At 42.7% G+C, this 17,778-nt stretch carries 14 protein-coding genes, 1 tRNA gene and 1 pseudogene; 7 read left to right on the top strand and 9 right to left on the bottom strand.

Features of this window, described 5'->3' with window-relative positions:
• Nucleotides 1-13: 13 nt before the first annotated feature.
• The 3 genes and pseudogenes from PV763_RS11420 to PV763_RS11410 form a co-directional block, all read right to left on the bottom strand.
• Nucleotides 14-99: transfer RNA gene (locus PV763_RS11420), tRNA-Leu, on the bottom strand.
• Between the two features lie 46 nt (nt 100-145).
• Nucleotides 146-298 carry a hypothetical protein gene (locus PV763_RS11415; RefSeq protein WP_420937867.1) on the bottom strand — a complete coding sequence of 51 codons (153 nt, stop codon included), beginning with the start codon at nt 296-298 and terminating at the stop codon, nt 146-148.
• Nucleotides 267-993: pseudogene (locus PV763_RS11410) on the bottom strand (hypothetical protein). Before PV763_RS11410 ends, PV763_RS11415 begins: the two are co-directional and overlap by 32 nt.
• A gap of 174 nt (nt 994-1,167) precedes the next feature.
• Here PV763_RS11410 and PV763_RS11405 point away from each other — a divergent pair.
• Complete coding sequence (locus PV763_RS11405; protein WP_005097708.1) at nt 1,168-1,674, top strand: hypothetical protein; 507 nt, start codon at nt 1,168-1,170, stop codon at nt 1,672-1,674.
• 52 nt (nt 1,675-1,726) lie between these two features.
• On the opposite strand, the gene PV763_RS11400 is transcribed toward PV763_RS11405, so the two are convergent.
• The 3 genes from PV763_RS11400 to PV763_RS11390 all read right to left on the bottom strand — a co-directional run bounded on the left by PV763_RS11400 (nt 1,727) and on the right by PV763_RS11390 (nt 4,494).
• On the bottom strand, nt 1,727-2,008 hold the full coding sequence (locus PV763_RS11400) for a hypothetical protein (protein ID WP_005097706.1): 282 nt from the start codon (nt 2,006-2,008) through the stop codon (nt 1,727-1,729).
• A 46-nt stretch (nt 2,009-2,054) separates the two neighbouring features.
• Nucleotides 2,055-3,377 (bottom strand): hemolysin family protein, encoded by a 1,323-nt coding sequence (locus PV763_RS11395; RefSeq protein ID WP_005097704.1) that lies wholly within the window; start codon nt 3,375-3,377, stop codon nt 2,055-2,057.
• A gap of 127 nt (nt 3,378-3,504) precedes the next feature.
• Entirely contained in the window at nt 3,505-4,494 is a 990-nt protein-coding gene (locus tag PV763_RS11390) for a LysR family transcriptional regulator (RefSeq protein ID WP_005097703.1), read from the bottom strand.
• A 662-nt stretch (nt 4,495-5,156) separates the two neighbouring features.
• Here PV763_RS11390 and PV763_RS11385 point away from each other — a divergent pair.
• From PV763_RS11385 to PV763_RS11370, 4 genes are all read left to right on the top strand, one after another.
• On the top strand, nt 5,157-6,758 hold the full coding sequence (locus tag PV763_RS11385; protein ID WP_004280550.1) for an isocitrate lyase: 1,602 nt from the start codon (nt 5,157-5,159) through the stop codon (nt 6,756-6,758).
• Nucleotides 6,759-7,016: 258 nt separating this feature from the next.
• The gene (locus tag PV763_RS11380; protein WP_420937860.1) at nt 7,017-10,115 is read left to right on the top strand and encodes a multidrug efflux RND transporter permease subunit; all 3,099 of its coding nucleotides are present in this window, start codon (nt 7,017-7,019) and stop codon (nt 10,113-10,115) included.
• Nucleotides 10,116-10,305: 190 nt separating this feature from the next.
• A complete protein-coding gene (gene mgtE, locus PV763_RS11375; RefSeq protein ID WP_129716739.1) occupies nt 10,306-11,646 on the top strand; it encodes a magnesium transporter in 1,341 nt (446 codons plus the stop codon).
• A 74-nt stretch (nt 11,647-11,720) separates the two neighbouring features.
• On the top strand, nt 11,721-12,302 hold the full coding sequence (locus PV763_RS11370; protein WP_129716737.1) for a DUF4112 domain-containing protein: 582 nt from the start codon (nt 11,721-11,723) through the stop codon (nt 12,300-12,302).
• 81 nt (nt 12,303-12,383) lie between these two features.
• Here PV763_RS11370 and htpX read toward each other — a convergent pair whose 3' ends face one another.
• Together htpX and PV763_RS11360 are read right to left on the bottom strand one after the other, a co-directional pair.
• Nucleotides 12,384-13,289 carry a protease HtpX gene (gene htpX / locus PV763_RS11365; protein ID WP_004280540.1) on the bottom strand — a complete coding sequence of 302 codons (906 nt, stop codon included), beginning with the start codon at nt 13,287-13,289 and terminating at the stop codon, nt 12,384-12,386.
• A gap of 176 nt (nt 13,290-13,465) precedes the next feature.
• A complete protein-coding gene (locus PV763_RS11360) occupies nt 13,466-14,338 on the bottom strand; it encodes a lytic transglycosylase domain-containing protein (RefSeq protein ID WP_180037120.1) in 873 nt (290 codons plus the stop codon).
• Between the two features lie 499 nt (nt 14,339-14,837).
• Here PV763_RS11360 and ttcA point away from each other — a divergent pair, with 499 nt between their 5' ends.
• Both ttcA and PV763_RS11350 read left to right on the top strand, forming a co-directional pair.
• Nucleotides 14,838-15,764 carry a tRNA 2-thiocytidine(32) synthetase TtcA gene (ttcA, locus tag PV763_RS11355; RefSeq protein ID WP_004280538.1) on the top strand — a complete coding sequence of 309 codons (927 nt, stop codon included), beginning with the start codon at nt 14,838-14,840 and terminating at the stop codon, nt 15,762-15,764.
• 206 nt (nt 15,765-15,970) lie between these two features.
• The gene (locus PV763_RS11350) at nt 15,971-16,357 is read left to right on the top strand and encodes an SCP2 sterol-binding domain-containing protein (RefSeq protein WP_004280536.1); all 387 of its coding nucleotides are present in this window, start codon (nt 15,971-15,973) and stop codon (nt 16,355-16,357) included.
• Between the two features lie 93 nt (nt 16,358-16,450).
• On the opposite strand, the gene PV763_RS11345 is transcribed toward PV763_RS11350, so the two are convergent.
• Nucleotides 16,451-17,566: a transglycosylase SLT domain-containing protein gene (locus PV763_RS11345; RefSeq protein ID WP_004280534.1), complete on the bottom strand. Its 1,116-nt coding sequence runs from the start codon at nt 17,564-17,566 to the stop codon at nt 16,451-16,453.
• Between the last annotated feature and the right edge of the window lie 212 nt (nt 17,567-17,778).

The following is a 17,778-nucleotide window of genomic DNA, read 5'->3' as shown; positions in this document are numbered from 1 at the left end:
ATAAAAATTAAAATGGTGCCCGAGGCCAGACTCGAACTGGCACGCTTTGTGGGCGGGGGATTTTAAATCCCCTGTGTCTACCGATTTCACCACTCGGGCATGTGCGCAATAATAGAGGACGAAATAAAGCTTGGCAAGCAAATTTCTAAATGATCGCTTTCTTTTCAAGCAATTCCGTGGCTTCTATTCTAAAAATCAGCAAATCAACGTTTTTAAAAGTTAATATTTGCAGATCTTTAAGACGGCCAATGGAAAGTGATAAAGAACTATGAGTTTTCATCCAGATAGCTGTCGACATCCAGATGCTTGATCGTTTTACAATATTGATGCTCATATTTCAGTAGCCGCGTATATAACCCGGCAAAGTGATTTAATTGCTGTTTTAGTTCGGCATGCCGAGGATCATGGCTTGAATAAAAACGTAATTTTAGTCGGACCAGACAGGTCTGTATAAGCCCAAAAACAGATTTTACGTAATTGTTGTAGCTGATAGTGCTCAGTATTTTTACTATTTTCCTTGAATAAATTTTCCCGATAAAAGCGCACAAAGCCAAAGCTCACGCCAAAGAAGAATAAGCTCCACATCAGCAAACTGCTTTGTATAAAGACCAGATTTAAGGCTTGCAATAGAATCACAATAGCCATCTTGATCGGGGTATGACGCAATAACTGATACAGCGAATAAGAAGAATGCTGAATCTGGTACAGAATCAAGGTGAGACTCAACATCAGGAACAGTAGAATGGCCAAAATGGCATAACTCTGTGCCTGAAATTCACTGATTTGCACAAAAGATTGCTGTACGAGATCTCCTAACATCAAACTGATGGGAACAAAAATCATGGCGGCCGAGGCCCAAGGAATTAAAAGCTTGGCTTTATCCCAGATTCCACGGATTTTAATCTGACTGTAAAACAGGTAATTTCCTTTAAATGCAGTCGGATATTGGCGCTTAAGTTGCTGCAGCAACAAAGTCACTTGCGTAGTGGGCATCATCCAGAGATTGATTCAGAAATAGACACAGGCACTATAGTCGATTTGACGCAGAATCACAGGACAAATCCATTTTCAGCGCTTATCATTGCTTTAATCACGAAGATTTTAGTTTTTTAGCCACGAATTATGCGAAAATAGCCGATTCAAGATTTATTTTTTTAAGGACAGTTTATGACTGATCAATCTCCTGAGGCGTTAAGCGACATCGAAATTTTAGACATCCTGCAAAGCATGAAAAAGGATGAGCTAAATACTGAGGCGAAAGAAGTGATTCGTCAGGGTGGTAAAGCTGGTCGTCAGGAAGCGCATAAAGAAGCGTTAGTGGCATTGAATCAGTCATTTGAAGACAAATTTGTCGAAGCGGTATCTTTGGCTTTGGGCCTGAATACGGCACAAATCAAAAAAATCCGTTATAAAAAAGACCGCGTCCGTATTTTAAAAGCGCGCGGAATCGACTATATGGCGATTGATGGCGCTGAAACGGCACAAGTGCTGTCCCAGATTGCACAAGCGATTCTGCGTGAAGATGCGATTGTTACCCATGATCTGCATAATATTTTTCCATTCTGGAAAGAAGGCTGGCCTATGGTGCAGTTCGACAATGCTTACAAGATTCTAGAAGATGATATCCAGATTCACTATCAAGCTGTTTTAGATGCATTGTTAACAAAGATCTAAGCACCTCAATAGATGTAAAAAAGCACCGTTAGGTGCTTTTTTATGATTGAATTTACTGGTTTGAATAAAACAAACTTAAAATAAAACTGATAGGAACGATAAATAGTCGTCCCCATAAAATCAAAGGTATGGCCAAATACTGTCCCCAACTCATGGTTCGGTCATAATGGCCACGGTGACGCTGGTAACCATAAGGGGTAATGATGCAAGCAAAAATCAATAAAATGATCGCTAAAAACAAGAACAGCGGATTTTGTTGTTGAGCAAAAAAGAAATAGATTAAATACAGTCCTGAATAAAAACTAAAACAAGCCAACAGCGCAGAAATGGACATCACTCTATCCTTATGATTTTTATTTTAAAATAGAGGAAGAATCAGATTATTCTGATTCTTCCTGAATTAATGGATTGATTTCAATGATCCGAGTCACCAGCAACTGGTCAATCTTGAAATGATCGACATCGACGACTTCAAATTTATAACCGGCATGAATGACGGTATCGGCAGGACGCGGAATTTTACGCAGCTTGAACATCATAAAACCAGCCAGTGTTTCGTAATTTTCCTCATCTGGCATTGAGTCGATTTCAAGCGCATGTTTCATGTCTTCAATTGGCGTGCTGCCTTCAATCAACCAGGAATTATTGTCACGCTTAATAATTTGCTGATCGGCTTCAATTGGTGTCACCCAGTCGCCCATTACAGTAATCATAATGTCGGAGAGGGTAATCACCCCAACCACCAGCGCATATTCATTAATGACGACGGCAAATTTTTCCTTGGTCGAGCGAAAACGGTCCAGAACTTCCGATAAAGTTAAAGTATCCGGAATGGTCAGGACATTACGGATGGTATTTTCATTTAACTGTAGCAGCGACTGGTTATTCAGAATCCGCACCAGAATATCTTTGGCATCGACATAGCCAATCACACTGTCGATGTCATTGCTACACACCAGAAACTTGGAATAGGGATATTCCGCCAGCTTTTGCCGAATACTTTCTTCTGGTTCATTTAAGGTAAAGAACACCACATTCTCACGGGTAGTCATACTCGAAGGTACATTACGCTCTTCCAGCTCGAATACATTTTCAATGAAATGATGTTCCTGTTTTTGCAGTACGCCAGCTTGTGCACCTGCATCCATCACTGCGGAAATATCATCAAAGGTAATATTATCATCACGAATGGTATTCACTTTAAACAGACGGAACAGCATGTTGGCAATAACATTAATGAGCCAGGCCAAAGGCTTACAGACTTTAATGAAAATCTGAATGGGTTCAATGACCGAGACTGCGATCTTTTCTGGCGCAATCATGGCCAGACGTTTCGGCATCAAGTCTGCAAATAAAATAAATAAAGAAGTGACGACAGTGAAGGAAAGTGCAAAGCTAATGTTTTCAGCCCACGGACCCTGGTAAAAGCGGGAAACAAAATTAAAAATATAAGGACGGAAGGCTCCTTCACCTAAAATACCGCCAAGAATGGCGACTGCATTTAAACCGATTTGAGAGGCTGCAAAGAAGTCAGCAGAATTTTCTTGTAGATCTAAAACTTTTTGAGCGCGATGTTCACCCGATTCAGCCAGAATTTTCAGTTTGACTTTACGGGCACCTGCGAGGGCGATTTCTGTTAAAGATAAAAAACCGGCCCCCGCGATGAGTATTAAGATAATCACGATATTTTGTAAGAGGCTCACAAATCCACCTGTGGATGAATAGTATCTTGGGATATTTTTAACACAAAAAAAGGCTTGAGGTGTAAAAACTACCTCTCAAGCCTTCAAAGTATAATCTTAAAAAATAAGAATTTAGAAGAATTTGAGTTTAATAGTGTGAAAATTGAGAGTTATTGCTCAGGAATTCACGATTTTCTTCTTCAATCATTTGACGCGCAACATACAAAATCAGCTGACGTAACCAGCGATGTGCAGGGTGATGATGCAATAGAGGGCACCATGCCATTTTGAGTTCAAATTCGGGAATATAAAATGGTGGATCTTTCAGAATTAAATTATGATTCTTGGCTTGCAGGCGTGCGATCCGTGAAGGCAGGGTTGCCACCAGATCGACATTGGAGGCCAATAAACCTGGCATTTGATAATGACGGGTAAAGACCGAGATTTTACGTTTCTGGCCAATACGTTCCAAAGCCTGATCGATCCAGCCTAAACCGGCCTGTTTCTCCGGGTTGACCCCGAAGCCCACACCCATACCGGTTTTAGAGACCCAGATATGCTGTGCATCCAGATAGCTTTTTAAGTTCAGGTTGGTTGCAGCCGGATGTTTATTGTTTAATAAACAGGAAAAACTGTCACGCCAGACCAGAACCTGATGAAAACTTTGCGGTATTTCATTAAAACGGTTAATCGCCAGATCAACTTTGCCTTGTTCCATGTCGCGATATGACACGTCACTTGGGGTTAGGAAGTCTAATACTACATTCGGTGCTTCTGAACGTAAGGCTTTGACCAGACGCGGAACCAGCGTTGCTTCCGCATAATCCGAAGTCATGATCCGGAACACACGATTTGAGGTATAAGGACGGAACTCGGTACGTGGTTCCAGAATCATCGACAAGTCAGCCAGTGCATCCCGAATACGTGGTTGTAATTCTAAGGCACGTTCGGTTGGGGTCATGCCTTCAGAAGAACGGATCAGGAGGGGATCATTAAATAAATTGCGTAAGCGACGTAAAATGTTGCTCATGGCAGGTTGGGTAACACCCAATTGTTCTGCTGCACGTGTGACATTTTTTTCGCGAAGAAGTACATCAAGATAAATTAATAGATTGAGATCGACCCGCTCCAGATTCATAAAAGAAATACCGAGAATAAATACAAGAAATTATGATGATTATGCCATAATTGCCGGGCCTTGTGTAAAGCGCCGATGAAAAAAAGCCATGTGCTCACTGATAAAGTTTACAGAATTAACACAGGCTTAGACTCTATTATTTACAGTGTACATAAGAAAAAAGATGCACGTTAAATGGACCATCATTTAGCCTTTTTTATAGATTGGGATGAAAGCCCTCTTTTCGCTTTAAAAGAAAATCATAAAAGCTATTCTTGCATTCAAGATTTGAGTGAAAAGTAAACTAAATCAAGAATTCCTTGAGTTGAATAAATCATCAAAGATCAGCATTTTTTAAAAATAAAAGGACATAAAATCCATATCCAGACTTAAGTCTAATGAATTATTTTTAAGCAACATGCGGAAATTTTATTAATTTTTATTTTTAAATAAATATATATAAAACAGCGATTTAATTTAATTAATTAAGATTGTACTAAGACTTTGATCTACTCATTTTTTAAATAAATACTGAAGATTCTTGCAGACTATTGGATTAATTTTCATAAGCCCACTAATCTTTAGCTATCCCAACGGATCGTCGAAAATCTGAACAAGTCATTGAGGGTGTGATTTGAGCGGTTCGTTGCAGAAAAATCCTAATATTATTACAGGAATATATCATGACTACATACCAAACAGCGATTGATGCAATCCGCGAATTAAAAGCGAAATTCGGTAACACTTGGGCAGACATCAGTCCTGAAGATGCTGCGCGTATGCAACTTCAAAACCGTTTCAAAACTGGTTTAGACATTGCGAAATATACAGCGGCAATTATGCGTCGTGATATGGCTGCTTATGATGCAGACTCTAGCAAATACACTCAATCACTAGGTTGCTGGCACGGTTTCATCGCGCAACAAAAAATGATTGCGAACAAAAAATACTTCGGTACAACTGAACGTCGCTACATCTACCTTTCTGGTTGGATGGTTGCAGCGCTTCGTTCAGAATTCGGTCCACTTCCTGACCAATCTATGCACGAAAAAACGTCTGTTCCTGCATTGATCGAAGAAATCTACACATTCTTACGTCAAGCTGACGCGAAAGAATTAAACGACTTGTTCCGTGCACTTAAAAAAGCACAAGAAGCGGGCGACACTGCTAAAGCAGCTGAAATCACTTCACAAATCGACAACTTCCAAACTCACGTTGTGCCAATTATTGCGGACATCGACGCTGGTTTTGGTAACGAAGAAGCGACTTACTTACTTGCTAAGAAAATGATCGAAGCGGGTGCTTGTGCACTACAAATCGAAAACCAGGTTTCTGATGCGAAACAATGTGGTCACCAAGCTGGTAAAGTAACAGTTCCACACGAAGACTTCATCGCGAAAATCCACGCTCTTCGCTATGCATTCCTGGAAATGGGTCTTGACGACGGTATCATCGTTGCACGTACTGACTCTGAAGGCGCTGACTTGACTCAAAAAATCCCAGTGGTTAAAGAGCCAGGCGACATCGCTTCTCAATACATCAGCTACTTAGATACAACTGAAATCGACATTTCAGAAGCTCAAGAAGACGAAATCCTGATCAAGCGTGATGGTAAACTTCACCGTCCTAAACGTCTTGCTTCTGGTCTATACCAGTTCCGTGAAGGCACGCAAATCGACCGCGTTGTACTTGACTGTGTAACTAGCCTACAAAATGGTGCTGACTTGCTTTGGATCGAAACTGCGACTCCAAACGTTGCTGAAATCGCTCACATGGTTAACCGTGTACGTGAAACAGTTCCAAATGCGAAACTTGTTTATAACAACTCGCCTTCGTTCAACTGGACTTTAAACTTCCGTCAACAAGCATATGACCGTTGGGTTGCTGAAGGTAAAGACGTTTCTGCTTACGACCGTGCTAAGTTAATGAGCGCTGAGTACGATGCAACTGAACTGGCTGCTGAAGCTGACGAAAAAGTTCGTACCTTCCAAGCTGATGCTGCTCGTGAAGCGGGTGTGTTCCATCACTTGATCACACTTCCGACTTACCACACAGCTGCGCTTTCTACTCATGAGCTTGCTCAAGGTTACTTCGGTACTGAAGGTATGTTGGCTTATGTTGCTGGCGTACAACGTAAAGAAATCCGCGGCGGTATCGCATGTGTTAAACACCAAGCAATGGCTGGTTCTGACATCGGTGATGACCACAAAGAAATCTTCGCTGGTGACAATGCATTGAAAGCTGGTGATGATTCTAAAAACACAATGAACCAGTTCAGCGCTTAATCCGCTCAATTGATTCACCAAAAAACCCTGCATCTGCAGGGTTTTTTGTTTGGAAAAATGCTATTAATAAATAGGGAAGAGCAATCTCAAGAATGTGCTCAAAAGGGATTATCCATAATTTCTCCATGATTGGTTTTTTATCGCAGCTTTTATGTGTTTAATTCTTGCATTCTAGCGCTATGTCACTGAATATTTGGATATAGCATGCTTATGTTCTGCATCAATTTACCCCTATTTAATTAAAAGTGACCCGGACTTATGCTGTCTAAATTTTTTATCCACCGCCCGATCTTTGCTGGGGTGCTGGCGATTGTTGTCATGGCAATCGGCTTGTTCGCAGTGATGAACCTGCCAGTGGAACGTTATCCGGACATTGCCCCGCCAAGGATAACGGTGGCAGCAACTTATAGCGGCGCTTCTGCGGAAACTGTGGAAGAAAGCGTGACTCAAGTGCTGGAACAGCAAATCAAAGGCATTGACCATCTGCTGTATTTCAGTTCGAGTAGTGATTCTTCAGGACGCAGCCGGGTCAGCATTAGCTTTGAAAATGGCACCGACCCAGATACTGCACAGGTTCAGGTACAAAATGCGATTAATGGGGTACTAAACCGATTACCGGAAGATGTACAACGCCAAGGCGTTAATGTCTTCAAATCGCTCGGCGATACCCATATGGTGATCAGCCTGTATGATGAGTCGGGGCGCAGCAACAATATTGAACTTTCCGACTATCTGATGACCCATCTGGAACAGGACATTTCCCGGATTGAAGGCATTGGTGAAGTCGATGTTTTTGGTTCACAATATGCGATGCGGATCTGGCTGAATCCGGCAAAATTAAAACAATATAACCTGATGCCAAGCGATGTGCGTGCTGCGATTGAAGCCCAGAATACCCAAGTCGCTGCTGGTGCGATTGGTGATTTGCCCGCTATAGATGAGCAATACCTGAATGCCAAAGTTACTTCGGGTTCACGGCTAAAAACCGTGGAAGAATTCCAGAATATTATTGTCAAATCGGATCGTGCCGGCAGCTTTATTTATTTGAAAGATATTGCGCGGGTGGAACTGGGTGCTGAAAATTATCAATCCTATAGTACTAATAATGGTTATCCATCGGCTGGTCTGGGTATTTCGCTGGCCTCAGGTGCCAATGCCATTGCCACCTCTAATCTGATTAAAGCTGAAATTGCCCGCATTTCCCAGCAATTGCCTGAAGGCTATAAAATTGCTTACCCGCGTGACAATACGCCTTTTGTACAAGAATCAATTAAAGAAGTGGTCAAAACCCTGATCGAAGCCGTGATCTTGGTCATCATTGTGATGTTCATTTTCTTGCAGAACTGGCGTGCCACTTTGATTCCTACCGTGACTGTTCCAGTGGTGATTTTGGGTACGATGGCGGTGCTGTATGCACTGGGTATGAGTATCAACACCTTAACCTTATTTGCGCTGGTTCTGGCGATCGGCCTGTTGGTGGATGATGCGATTGTTGTGGTGGAAAACGTCGAACGGTTGATGCATGAAAAGCAACTGTCTGCCAAGGAAGCGGCCCTGGAATCCATGCAGGAAATTAGTGGAGCACTGATCGGGATTACTTTGGTTTTGACCGCAGTCTTTATTCCGATGGCTTTCTTTGGTGGTTCGACTGGCGTGATCTATCGCCAATTTTCTATCACTTTGGTTGCGGCCATGTCGCTGTCCTTAATGGTGGCATTGATTCTAACCCCAGCATTGTGCGCGCTTATTCTAAAACCGAATCCTAAACCGGCAAAATGGGCATCCTGGTTTAACCAGAAACTGGATCATTTAAAACATCGTTATCTGAATTTGTCTAAACTCACGGTCCAGCGTCAGGCAATCTGTTTGCTGCTGTTTGCCGGATTGATCGGTGTGTTTGCGCTGTTCTATCATGCCTTGCCGACCAGTTTCTTACCGAATGAGGATCAGGGGATCTTAAGCTTGCAAATCAAATTGCAGGAAGGCGCTCCGATGAAAAATACCATTCAGATCGGTGAAGAAGTCCGTAAGTATTTTCTGGATCAGGAACAAGCTAATGTCAATCTGGTGATGATCCGTTATGGGCGAAATTTCTCTGGAACTGGTCAGAACCTCGCGACCGGTTTTGTAGCGTTGAAACATTGGGATGAGCGTTCCGGTCAGGACAATACTGCACAAGCGATTCGTGAACGGGCTTTGAAGCATTTCCAGAGTAATCGCAATGCACAAATTAATGTGTCCATGCCAGCTTCAGTCAATGGTCTGGGACAAACCGATGGTCTGGATTTCTGGATTCGAGACATCAATGGCAATGGCCGGCAATATCTGGAACAGCAATTTAAAGCGCTGGAAGCTCGGGCGGGCAACTATACAAGCTTTGAAAATCTGGGCAAGCGTTCTAATCCTGACAAAGCAGAACTACGTGTCAATATTGATCAGAAACAGGCCATGGCCAACGGCCTGACTCAATCGGCAATCAACAGTACTTTATCCAGTGCTTGGGGCGGCAGTTATATCAATGACTTTATTGATCGTGGTCGGATTAAACGGGTGATTATGCAGGGTGATGCTGAATTCCGCTCTAAGCCGGAAGATCTGGCACAGTGGCATGTACGAAATGACCAAAATCAGATGGTGCCTTTCAGTAACTTCTCGCAAGTGGGCTGGAGTGGTGGTCCTGAAGTGGTCAACCGCTTTATGGGGTATACCGCATTGCAAATGGAAGCCGATCGGGCCAAAGACAGCAGTTCCGGTCAGGCCATGCAGGATGTGGAAGCTTTGATTGCTGAACAGGAGGGAGTCGATGTGGTCTGGAGCGGTCTTTCCTTTGAGGAAAAACAGTCCAATAATCAGGCGATCTGGCTGTATCTGATTTCAATTGGCTTTATTTTTCTGTGTCTGGCGGCTTTATATGAAAGCTGGAGCATTCCAACCGCCGTGATGTCGGCAATTCCACTGGGGATTGGCGGCAATATTATTTTTAGTTATCTGGCTGGTTTCCCGAATGATATCTATTTCCAGATTGCCTTGCTGACCACCATCGGTCTGTCCTGTAAGAATGCTATTTTGATTGTAGAATTTGCTTCATTAGCGCAGCAACAAGGCAAATCGGTAGTAGAAGCGGCACTAGAAGGTGCCTCTTTACGCCTACGTCCAATTTTGATGACTTCTTTGGCCTTTGGCGCAGGGATTTTACCGTTGGTCTTTGCTACAGGGGCAGGTGCGGTGAGTCGTCAGGAAATTGGGGTGAGTGTATTTGGTGGTGTTATTTTTGGAACTGTGCTGGTGCTGATTTTTATTCCATTTATGTATGTTTTGATTCGTCGCTTGATAAAGAAAAAACCAATTATTGAATAAATTTATGGTTTTTTTATAAAAAGCCTGACTCAGTCAGGCTTTTTTCTGGCTAAATATCGAGGATTTGATTAATACAAAAAATATCGTCATATTGCAGCATGATCATTAAAATTATTCACATGAAAAATTAGGATACATAGGGATCAGGACAAACATCTCTTGAATGCCAGACTTTTATGATGAGCTGCTTATGCCGACAATTTCAGAAAAAATCCAGCATATCCAACAACAATTACATTCTGAAAATCACGACATCGCTGTAGGTTTACTCAGTCAGCTGAATGTCGCCGATCAGGCGCGCATTTTAAGTCGTTTAGATGCTCGGCAACAGGCCCGAATTTTAAGGGAACTGAATGAACCAAGCTTGGTCTATGCTTTTATGCCCCTAGGGCAGCAGTTAAACGTGGCACAGCACTTATCTATTTCAGAACTTGTTCCCATTCTGGATGCAATGCCTTCTGATGATTTTGTCGATATTTATAAGCAGTTTTCGCCGCCGCTACAGCTGCAATTGATGAGCGCATTATCTGAAGAATCCCAGCAGACACTCAAAGATCTGGCCATCTATCCGGAAGGCACGGCTGGGGCCATGATGAGCTCAAGTTTTGTGACGCTATCACCTGATTTAACCATGGATGAAGCGATACAGGCTTTACGTGTGGTGGCCGCCGGGCAGGAAACCCTGTATCTGATTTATATTGTCGATGCAGAAAAACGGCTGATCGGTGTGATTTCCCTAAGGCAGATCATTCAGGCCTTACCTGAGCTGAGCATTGCCGAGGTGATGCAACGTGACGTCATTTCTGCCCAAGTAACAGATGATCAGGAAATTGTAGCTCGAGCCTTGGCCTATTATGATTTTATTGCTCTGCCTGTAGTTGATGCACAGCAAAAACTCTTAGGAATTGTCACCTATGACGATGCAATGGACATTGTCGAAGCCGAAACTACTGAAGATATTTTAAAGTCGGGTGCAGTGACGCCGTTGACTGAATTGAGCCTTAAAACTGCCCCGATTTTGACCTTGTATCAGAAGCGGGTCTTCTGGCTGGTCATTCTGGTTTTTGGCAGTCTGCTCTCTGGAATTGGCATTGCACACTTTGAAGAGATCATTGCCGCGCATATCGTGTTGGTATTTTTCTTACCACTTTTGGTGGGGAGTGGCGGAAATGCCGGTTCGCAATCCGCCACCTTGATGGTGCGTGCCTTGGCCACAGGCGATGTCGAATTTAAGGACTGGTTTAATTTGCTCAGTCGCGAATCTCTGGTGGCGCTGTGCTTAGGCGGCACCATGGCGATTGCGGTATCCATTCTGGGTTATATTCGGGGAGATATTATGGTAGCTGTGGTGCTGGCCATCAGCATGCTCGGGATTGTGTTGATGGGCTGCCTGATCGGCATGAGTCTGCCTTTTATTTTAAATAAACTCAAACTTGATCCTGCCAGTGCTTCGGCGCCGTTGGTGACTTCCATCTGCGATGCTACTGGTGTGATTCTGTATTTATTTGTGGCTTCCAAATTATTGTTTTAATTCACAGATTGATACATCAGCGTATAAAAAATACTTTATGCTCATGAAAATCAGCATTATTTCTGGAATAACCTATGCCTGAGTCTGGACAAAAACCAAAACTAAGCCAACAAGAGGTGATACGTCTGGAACGTGATCTGGCCAAGTTTGCCAATATAATGGATTCCGTAGTACGTATTCCGTTTACCAAGCAAGGAGTGGGGGCAGATGCTGCTTTGAGTACGATTCCGGTTGCGGGAGATATTGCCGGTTTTGTATTGACCTGTTATGCCATTCATAAGGCCAAACAGATCGGGGTTCCGAGTGCCAAACTCAATCCAGTGATGAAGATGGCGGCGATCGATGCGGTAGTAGGATTTATTCCGGTGGCGGGCACGGTCTTTGATATTTTTATTCGGCCCAGTCGCAAGGCGCTCGATGTCGTGCATCGGCATATTCGCGAGGAATATCAGATTAGCAGCGACCGGCATGTGGTACACCCATTTTTGCATGAAAGTCTGGAACGCAAACAACAGCAATCTGCATTCTGGCGCAATCCCGTGGTGGCCTGGATCTGGATTCACATCCCCGATATTTTAGGTACTTTATTCCTGATTGTATTTGTCTTCGCGATCGGGTGGGGTGCTATGGCGCTGTATCAATGGTTCAGCCAATGATAGGTCAGCTAAAGAATAATTGAATCCAATAAAAAAAGCCTGCAATTGCAGGCTTTTTTTGAATCAAAAATAAAGTTTTACTTAAGCACAATCAAGTTGTTGCAATGCAGCGACACGTTGTTCGATGCTTGGATGCGTCTGGAACAATGCAGCAAGGCTAAAGCCTTCTTCTTTACCCGCAGAAATCGCAAATGCTTTCATTTCTTTCGGCATGGCATCTGGCATTTCAGATTCTGCCTGTAAGCGCAGTAATGCTGAAATCATGGCTTGTTTACCTGCCAGACGTGCACCTGCTTCATCAGCACGGTATTCACGGTGACGAGAGAACCACATCACAATCGACGATGCCAAGATACCGAACACGATATCCAGCACAATAGTAATCACGAAATAGGCAATACCCGGGGCTTCACCTTCTTCACGACCAAAGACATTGCGGTCAATAAAATCACCTGCGACACGTGCGAAGAACATCACGAAGGCGTTCACAACACCTTGGATTAGTGCCAGAGTGACCATGTCACCATTGGCGACATGACCAATCTCATGCGCTAATACTGCACGAAGTTCGTCTTTGTTCATACGCTCAAGCAAGCCAGTTGATACCGCAACGAGAGCATCATTTTTGTTCCAGCCGGTGGCAAAGGCATTCGACTGGTAAGAGGGGAAAATACCCACTTCCGGCATTTTAATGCCTGCACGCTGAGAAAGTTGTGCAACTTCTTGGAGCAACCAGGCTTCAGCTTGGTTACGAGGTGCATTCGGGTCAATCAGTTCAGTACCCGTGGTCTTTTTCGCCATCCATTTAGACATGAACAGGGAAATCATTGAGCCGACCATACCGAACACAAAACAGATGACCAACAGGTTGCCTAGATTCAAGCCACCTGCGCCATGGTAACTACCGACACCGAAGAGTGACAAGATAATGCCAGCTACAACCAGTACCGCGAGGTTGGTTAGCAAGAACAAACCAATCCGCATCATTGAGAAATCCTCTTATTACAGAAAAATAATCTGATTATTAAATGTAAATCATTGAAATCAATATGCGGTGAAATCGAGAAGAATTCAAGGAAAAAATAGCATTTGGCTACAAAAAACACAGGATATTTTTTGTACAAATAAAAACATAGGTCTTTAAAAACAAAGCTGTTTAGGAATTATTCACTTAAATATATTTTTGCAGATGCTGACGCATTGGCGGTGGCATAAGAGCCTGCCGGTGCATCGGTGAAACTGCCATCCGCTTGAGCAATGATCTGACGCTGATACTTGGCAGCCTGAATATTGGAAGCTGTGGTGGTTTCAATCGAATAATTGTCAGAACTGGCAATCACACGGCCAGTACCAGAAGATGCTGTATAGGTAGAACTAGTATTGCCAATTCCCTGAGCATATAAGTTCTGATAACGGCTGCTGACACGACGGACATAGTCCTGAGTTTCACGAAACGGTGGCACGCCCTTATATTTGGCAACATTACCTTCACCGGCATTATAGCCTGCCAGTGCCAAGGTGGTATTGCCATTAAAGCGTTTCAATAACCAGGCCAGATATTTGGCGCCTGCCATAATATTCTGCTGCGGGTCATAAGCGTTGCTGACATTAAAACGACGGGCAGTCGCCGGCATGAGTTGCATTAAGCCTTGTGCACCGACTGGAGAACGTGCCTGTACATTGAAACCGGATTCGGTATGCATCACAGCTTTAATCAAGCCTTCAGATACACCATAGGTTTGTGCTGCCTGACGAATAATCGAGTCATAGGCATTTTTATTTTTACTATAGCTAGGCAACACGGAAGCTTCACTCGAGCCCCAGTTGCTATAACTGTGAATATTGCTGTCTGGATAATAAGTTTTCTTTTCGACCTGCAGGTGATTATAGCGACTTTTCTTATTGGTCAGTAAAGTACTACCATTACTGTCGCGTAACTGATAGATCGTTTGACCGGCATAAGCAAAGTGACAACAACTTGCCAATAGCAAACCACTGATCCCATAACGCCCCAAAACATGCACATTTATTTTCATTGTTTATATTAAGTAAACACAAGCGAGATAAATTTAATAAAGAGTTTAACAAAAAATTACGGAATGAAAAGACTTGTGCGATGCATTTATAAACGAGTTTGTAAATGCAAGTCATTTTTTACATTTTAGCAGTAGAAAAAAAAATATGATTTAATTTAAAACCTTATGCTTGACAGGTTTAAGTGTTTGATTTTTATAAATAATTAAATTGATCAAAAAATGATCAATTTAAAGAAAAGCCTTATCTTTTGAGCCGGACAAGTTGTCAAGTCTGTTTCAATCCACAAAGTTATCCACAGCTTTTGTGGACAACTGTGGAAAAGTCCAAAAGATAAGCATCTTGACTAAAAAATGAACGCAATCGTTCAATATATCAATCTAAATAAAACATGAAAATGAAACTAATAAGACATTTTCATGAAAATAAATTCTTTTGATGCGATAGCGGTCCGAATCGGCTAAAATTGCGCGGTATTTTTTTTATGGGTTAATCTCGTCTATGTACTCGCCAGTTGAGTCCGAACAAGGATTTAATTTCAAACCTGAACTGCCAACAAGCTCAGCCTACTACCGTTTGTTGAAGAAGCTTCGCCGACAGGTCGGACATGCCATTCGTGACTTCAAGATGATTGAAGAAGGCGATAAGGTCATGGTGTGTATTTCTGGTGGTAAAGACAGTTATACCCTGTTGGATATCCTGCTACAGTTCAAGCGCATCGCACCGATCAATTTCGATGTAGTGGCTGTGAATCTGGACCAGAAACAGCCAGGCTTCCCGGAAGATGTATTACCTCGTTATTTAGAAGAAAATAACATTCCGTATTACATTTTGGAAAAAGACACCTACAGCATCACCAAAAAGTTGACGCCTGAAGGTAAAACCTACTGTGCAGTCTGTTCGCGTTTGCGTCGTGGTTCTTTATACGGTTTTGCGCAGGAAATTGGTGCGACCAAGGTTGCCTTAGGCCATCATCGTGATGATATCTTGGCGACTTTCTTCCTGAACCTGTTCCATGGCGGCAGCTTGAAAGCCATGCCACCAAAACTGTTGTCTTCAGACAAAAAGAACATTCTGATTCGTCCACTGGCCTATGTGGAAGAAAAAGACATCATTAAATATGCAGAAATGCGTCAATTTCCAATTATTCCATGTAATTTATGTGGCTCTCAGGACAACCTGCAGCGCGCAATTATCAATGACATGTTACGTGATTGGGATAAAGCACATCCAAAACGTCTGCACAGCATTTTTGGCGCATTGCAAAATGTTTCGCCATCGCAGCTGGTCGATCGTGAATTATTTGATTTTGAAGTGCTGGACAGCCAGCGTGAATTCGACTTCAAAGGCGGTGATTCAACTGAAGAAGCTGTGGAAGGCGAGAACCGCCGGATCAATATGGTCAATCTGGGCTTTGCTGCAGACTAATTTTAGAACGTGTAGACATCAGCCTGCGGGTTGATGTCTGCTTATAAACATAAATAAAAATAGAACTACAAAAATTGAACGGCGCGTACAAAATTCGTTAGCCTTTGCGCTAATGATCATGATATAACAAAGCACAAGCATAATAGCTTCAACATGATGTCGTCTGGATAGTCGACACAAATGAACAAATAATTTGAGGAAAGATCATGCCTGCTTTTTTAACTGATGATTGGTTTTCAACTGTAGAAACTCTAACTGCGCAAGCTGGCGATTTGAATTTGCCACCAGCTTTGGCGAACCTTGCGATTAATTTGGTTGTAGCGGACACTACAGGTAATACTGAACTATCTTTAGATGGTGGGGCAATCAAAAAAGGTTTGTCTTCAAATGCCAAAACCACGCTGAATATGGATGGCGAAACTCTACGTAAAGTTTTCCTAGAGTTTGATATGGCTGCTGCGATGCAGGCATTTATGACAGGTAAAATCAAAGTACAGGGTGATATGTCACAATTGATGGCACTTCAGACTGCAAAACCAAGTCAGGAACAAAAAGATTTGTTCAAGAAAGTACTTGAAAATACCACGGCTTAATTCTACTAAGACATTAGCCTGAATAAAGACGAAAAAAGCTTACCCTGAGGTAAGCTTTTTTTATGTCATTTTGATTAATGCTAAGGTTTTAGCTTAGATATTCACCAATTGTGGTGTGGTCTTGATATGTTCCAAATAAGCACGAATGCGGGTCACATATTGTACCGCTTGACGGTAGCGACCATTATTGGCTTTATTCTGATCCAGATAGGCATATAAGTTCACCCAGTTATTCGGGTTCTTGCCTTGCGACTGAATGCGCTTTTGCAACTGATTCACTGCACCTGGGCCCATATTATAAGCTACCAGTGCAAACCAGTTCCGATCTGGAAAAGGAATATGATCATAGCGACTAAGCATTTGATCATAATACTTGGCACCACCCTGAATGCTTTGAGCAGGATCGGTACGGTTACTCACGCCCATGGCTTTTGCTGTACTGTTGGTCAGCATCATCAAACCACGCACACCCGTCGGAGAAACTGAATTCGGTTTCAGATAAGATTCCTGATAACCAATGGCCGCCAGTAAATGCCAATCCAGGTCATACTGCTGCGCTGTCTGTTTAAAACTCGCTTCATAGATCGGCAGACGGTTGTTCAAATCACGTTGAATGGTGGTCCAAGATTCCTCTTTCACGACATTCTGATTATAAAATGAAGCAAGCTGCTTGATGGCACCACTTTGTTTGCCTTTGCAGACAAAAGCACTGGCCGTCTGGCTCAAAGGATCTGTAGCAGATTTAAACACCAGATTTAAATTGGTATTCAAGCCATTACTCGACAGAATCGATTCATCGCCACAAGTGGCTGAGAATGACGTCAAACGCTTGTTTTCAATGGTGCGTATATCGGTAGTCGTCATGGCCAGATTGGCTTTACCCTGAGCAACCCATTGTAGGGCAGTCTGATTATCAGGAACGATTTTAAAATCGAGCTTTACATTCAGATTGTTGGCATAGTTACGAACCAGATCATAACCGAAGCCATGTAGATGTTGTCCATCCTGGAATACGGTAGTCGGATTTTCAACCGCAACCACGGTCAACTTATTGCTATTGACCACATGATCAAACTGAAGTGTGGTCTTACTTGCATTGATACTGTGTAGGGGAATAAATGCAGTGCTCAGTACAAGTGCTTTCAAAGGGAGAGAAGAAATTACAGATCTTAGGCAAAGCCTCGACCCAGTGGATGAACTACTGTGCATGTTGTCTCCGCTACAAGTAATTTATGCCCTAAAAATCACAGCCAACAAAGCCAGAAATTTTAACAGTTTGATAAATTCAATAAGGGTTGGGCAGTCATGACGTCATTCAAAATGACAAGAGATTTAAAGATAATTATGTAGAAAAACTACATAGATTAAAAAGTAAGCATTTCCGGAAGTTGCTGGCATATTAATGATCTAAAAAACGATTG

The sequence above is a fragment of the Acinetobacter sp. AS5 genome (genome assembly GCF_048957595.1).
GTDB lineage: Bacteria > Pseudomonadota > Gammaproteobacteria > Pseudomonadales > Moraxellaceae > Acinetobacter.
This window is presented reverse-complemented; position numbering and strand designations above follow the sequence as displayed.

Bases quoted from the DNA above. Each gene is read 5' to 3' on its own strand.
- PV763_RS11380 (WP_420937860.1), top strand. From the start codon at position 7,017: ATGCTGTCTAAATTTTTTATCCACCGCCCGATCTTTGCTGGGGTGCTG.
- PV763_RS11370 (WP_129716737.1), top strand. From the start codon at position 11,721: ATGCCTGAGTCTGGACAAAAACCAAAACTAAGCCAACAAGAGGTGATA.
- htpX (WP_004280540.1), bottom strand. From the start codon at position 13,289: ATGATGCGGATTGGTTTGTTCTTGCTAACCAACCTCGCGGTACTGGTT.
- PV763_RS11385 (WP_004280550.1), top strand. From the start codon at position 5,157: ATGACTACATACCAAACAGCGATTGATGCAATCCGCGAATTAAAAGCG.
- PV763_RS11405 (WP_005097708.1), top strand. From the start codon at position 1,168: ATGACTGATCAATCTCCTGAGGCGTTAAGCGACATCGAAATTTTAGAC.
- PV763_RS11345 (WP_004280534.1), bottom strand. From the start codon at position 17,566: ATGCACAGTAGTTCATCCACTGGGTCGAGGCTTTGCCTAAGATCTGTA.
- PV763_RS11360 (WP_180037120.1), bottom strand. From the start codon at position 14,338: ATGAAAATAAATGTGCATGTTTTGGGGCGTTATGGGATCAGTGGTTTG.
- PV763_RS11390 (WP_005097703.1), bottom strand. From the start codon at position 4,494: ATGAATCTGGAGCGGGTCGATCTCAATCTATTAATTTATCTTGATGTA.
- PV763_RS11415 (WP_420937867.1), bottom strand. From the start codon at position 298: ATGTCGACAGCTATCTGGATGAAAACTCATAGTTCTTTATCACTTTCC.
- ttcA (WP_004280538.1), top strand. From the start codon at position 14,838: ATGTACTCGCCAGTTGAGTCCGAACAAGGATTTAATTTCAAACCTGAA.
- mgtE (WP_129716739.1), top strand. From the start codon at position 10,306: ATGCCGACAATTTCAGAAAAAATCCAGCATATCCAACAACAATTACAT.
- PV763_RS11350 (WP_004280536.1), top strand. From the start codon at position 15,971: ATGCCTGCTTTTTTAACTGATGATTGGTTTTCAACTGTAGAAACTCTA.
- PV763_RS11400 (WP_005097706.1), bottom strand. From the start codon at position 2,008: ATGTCCATTTCTGCGCTGTTGGCTTGTTTTAGTTTTTATTCAGGACTG.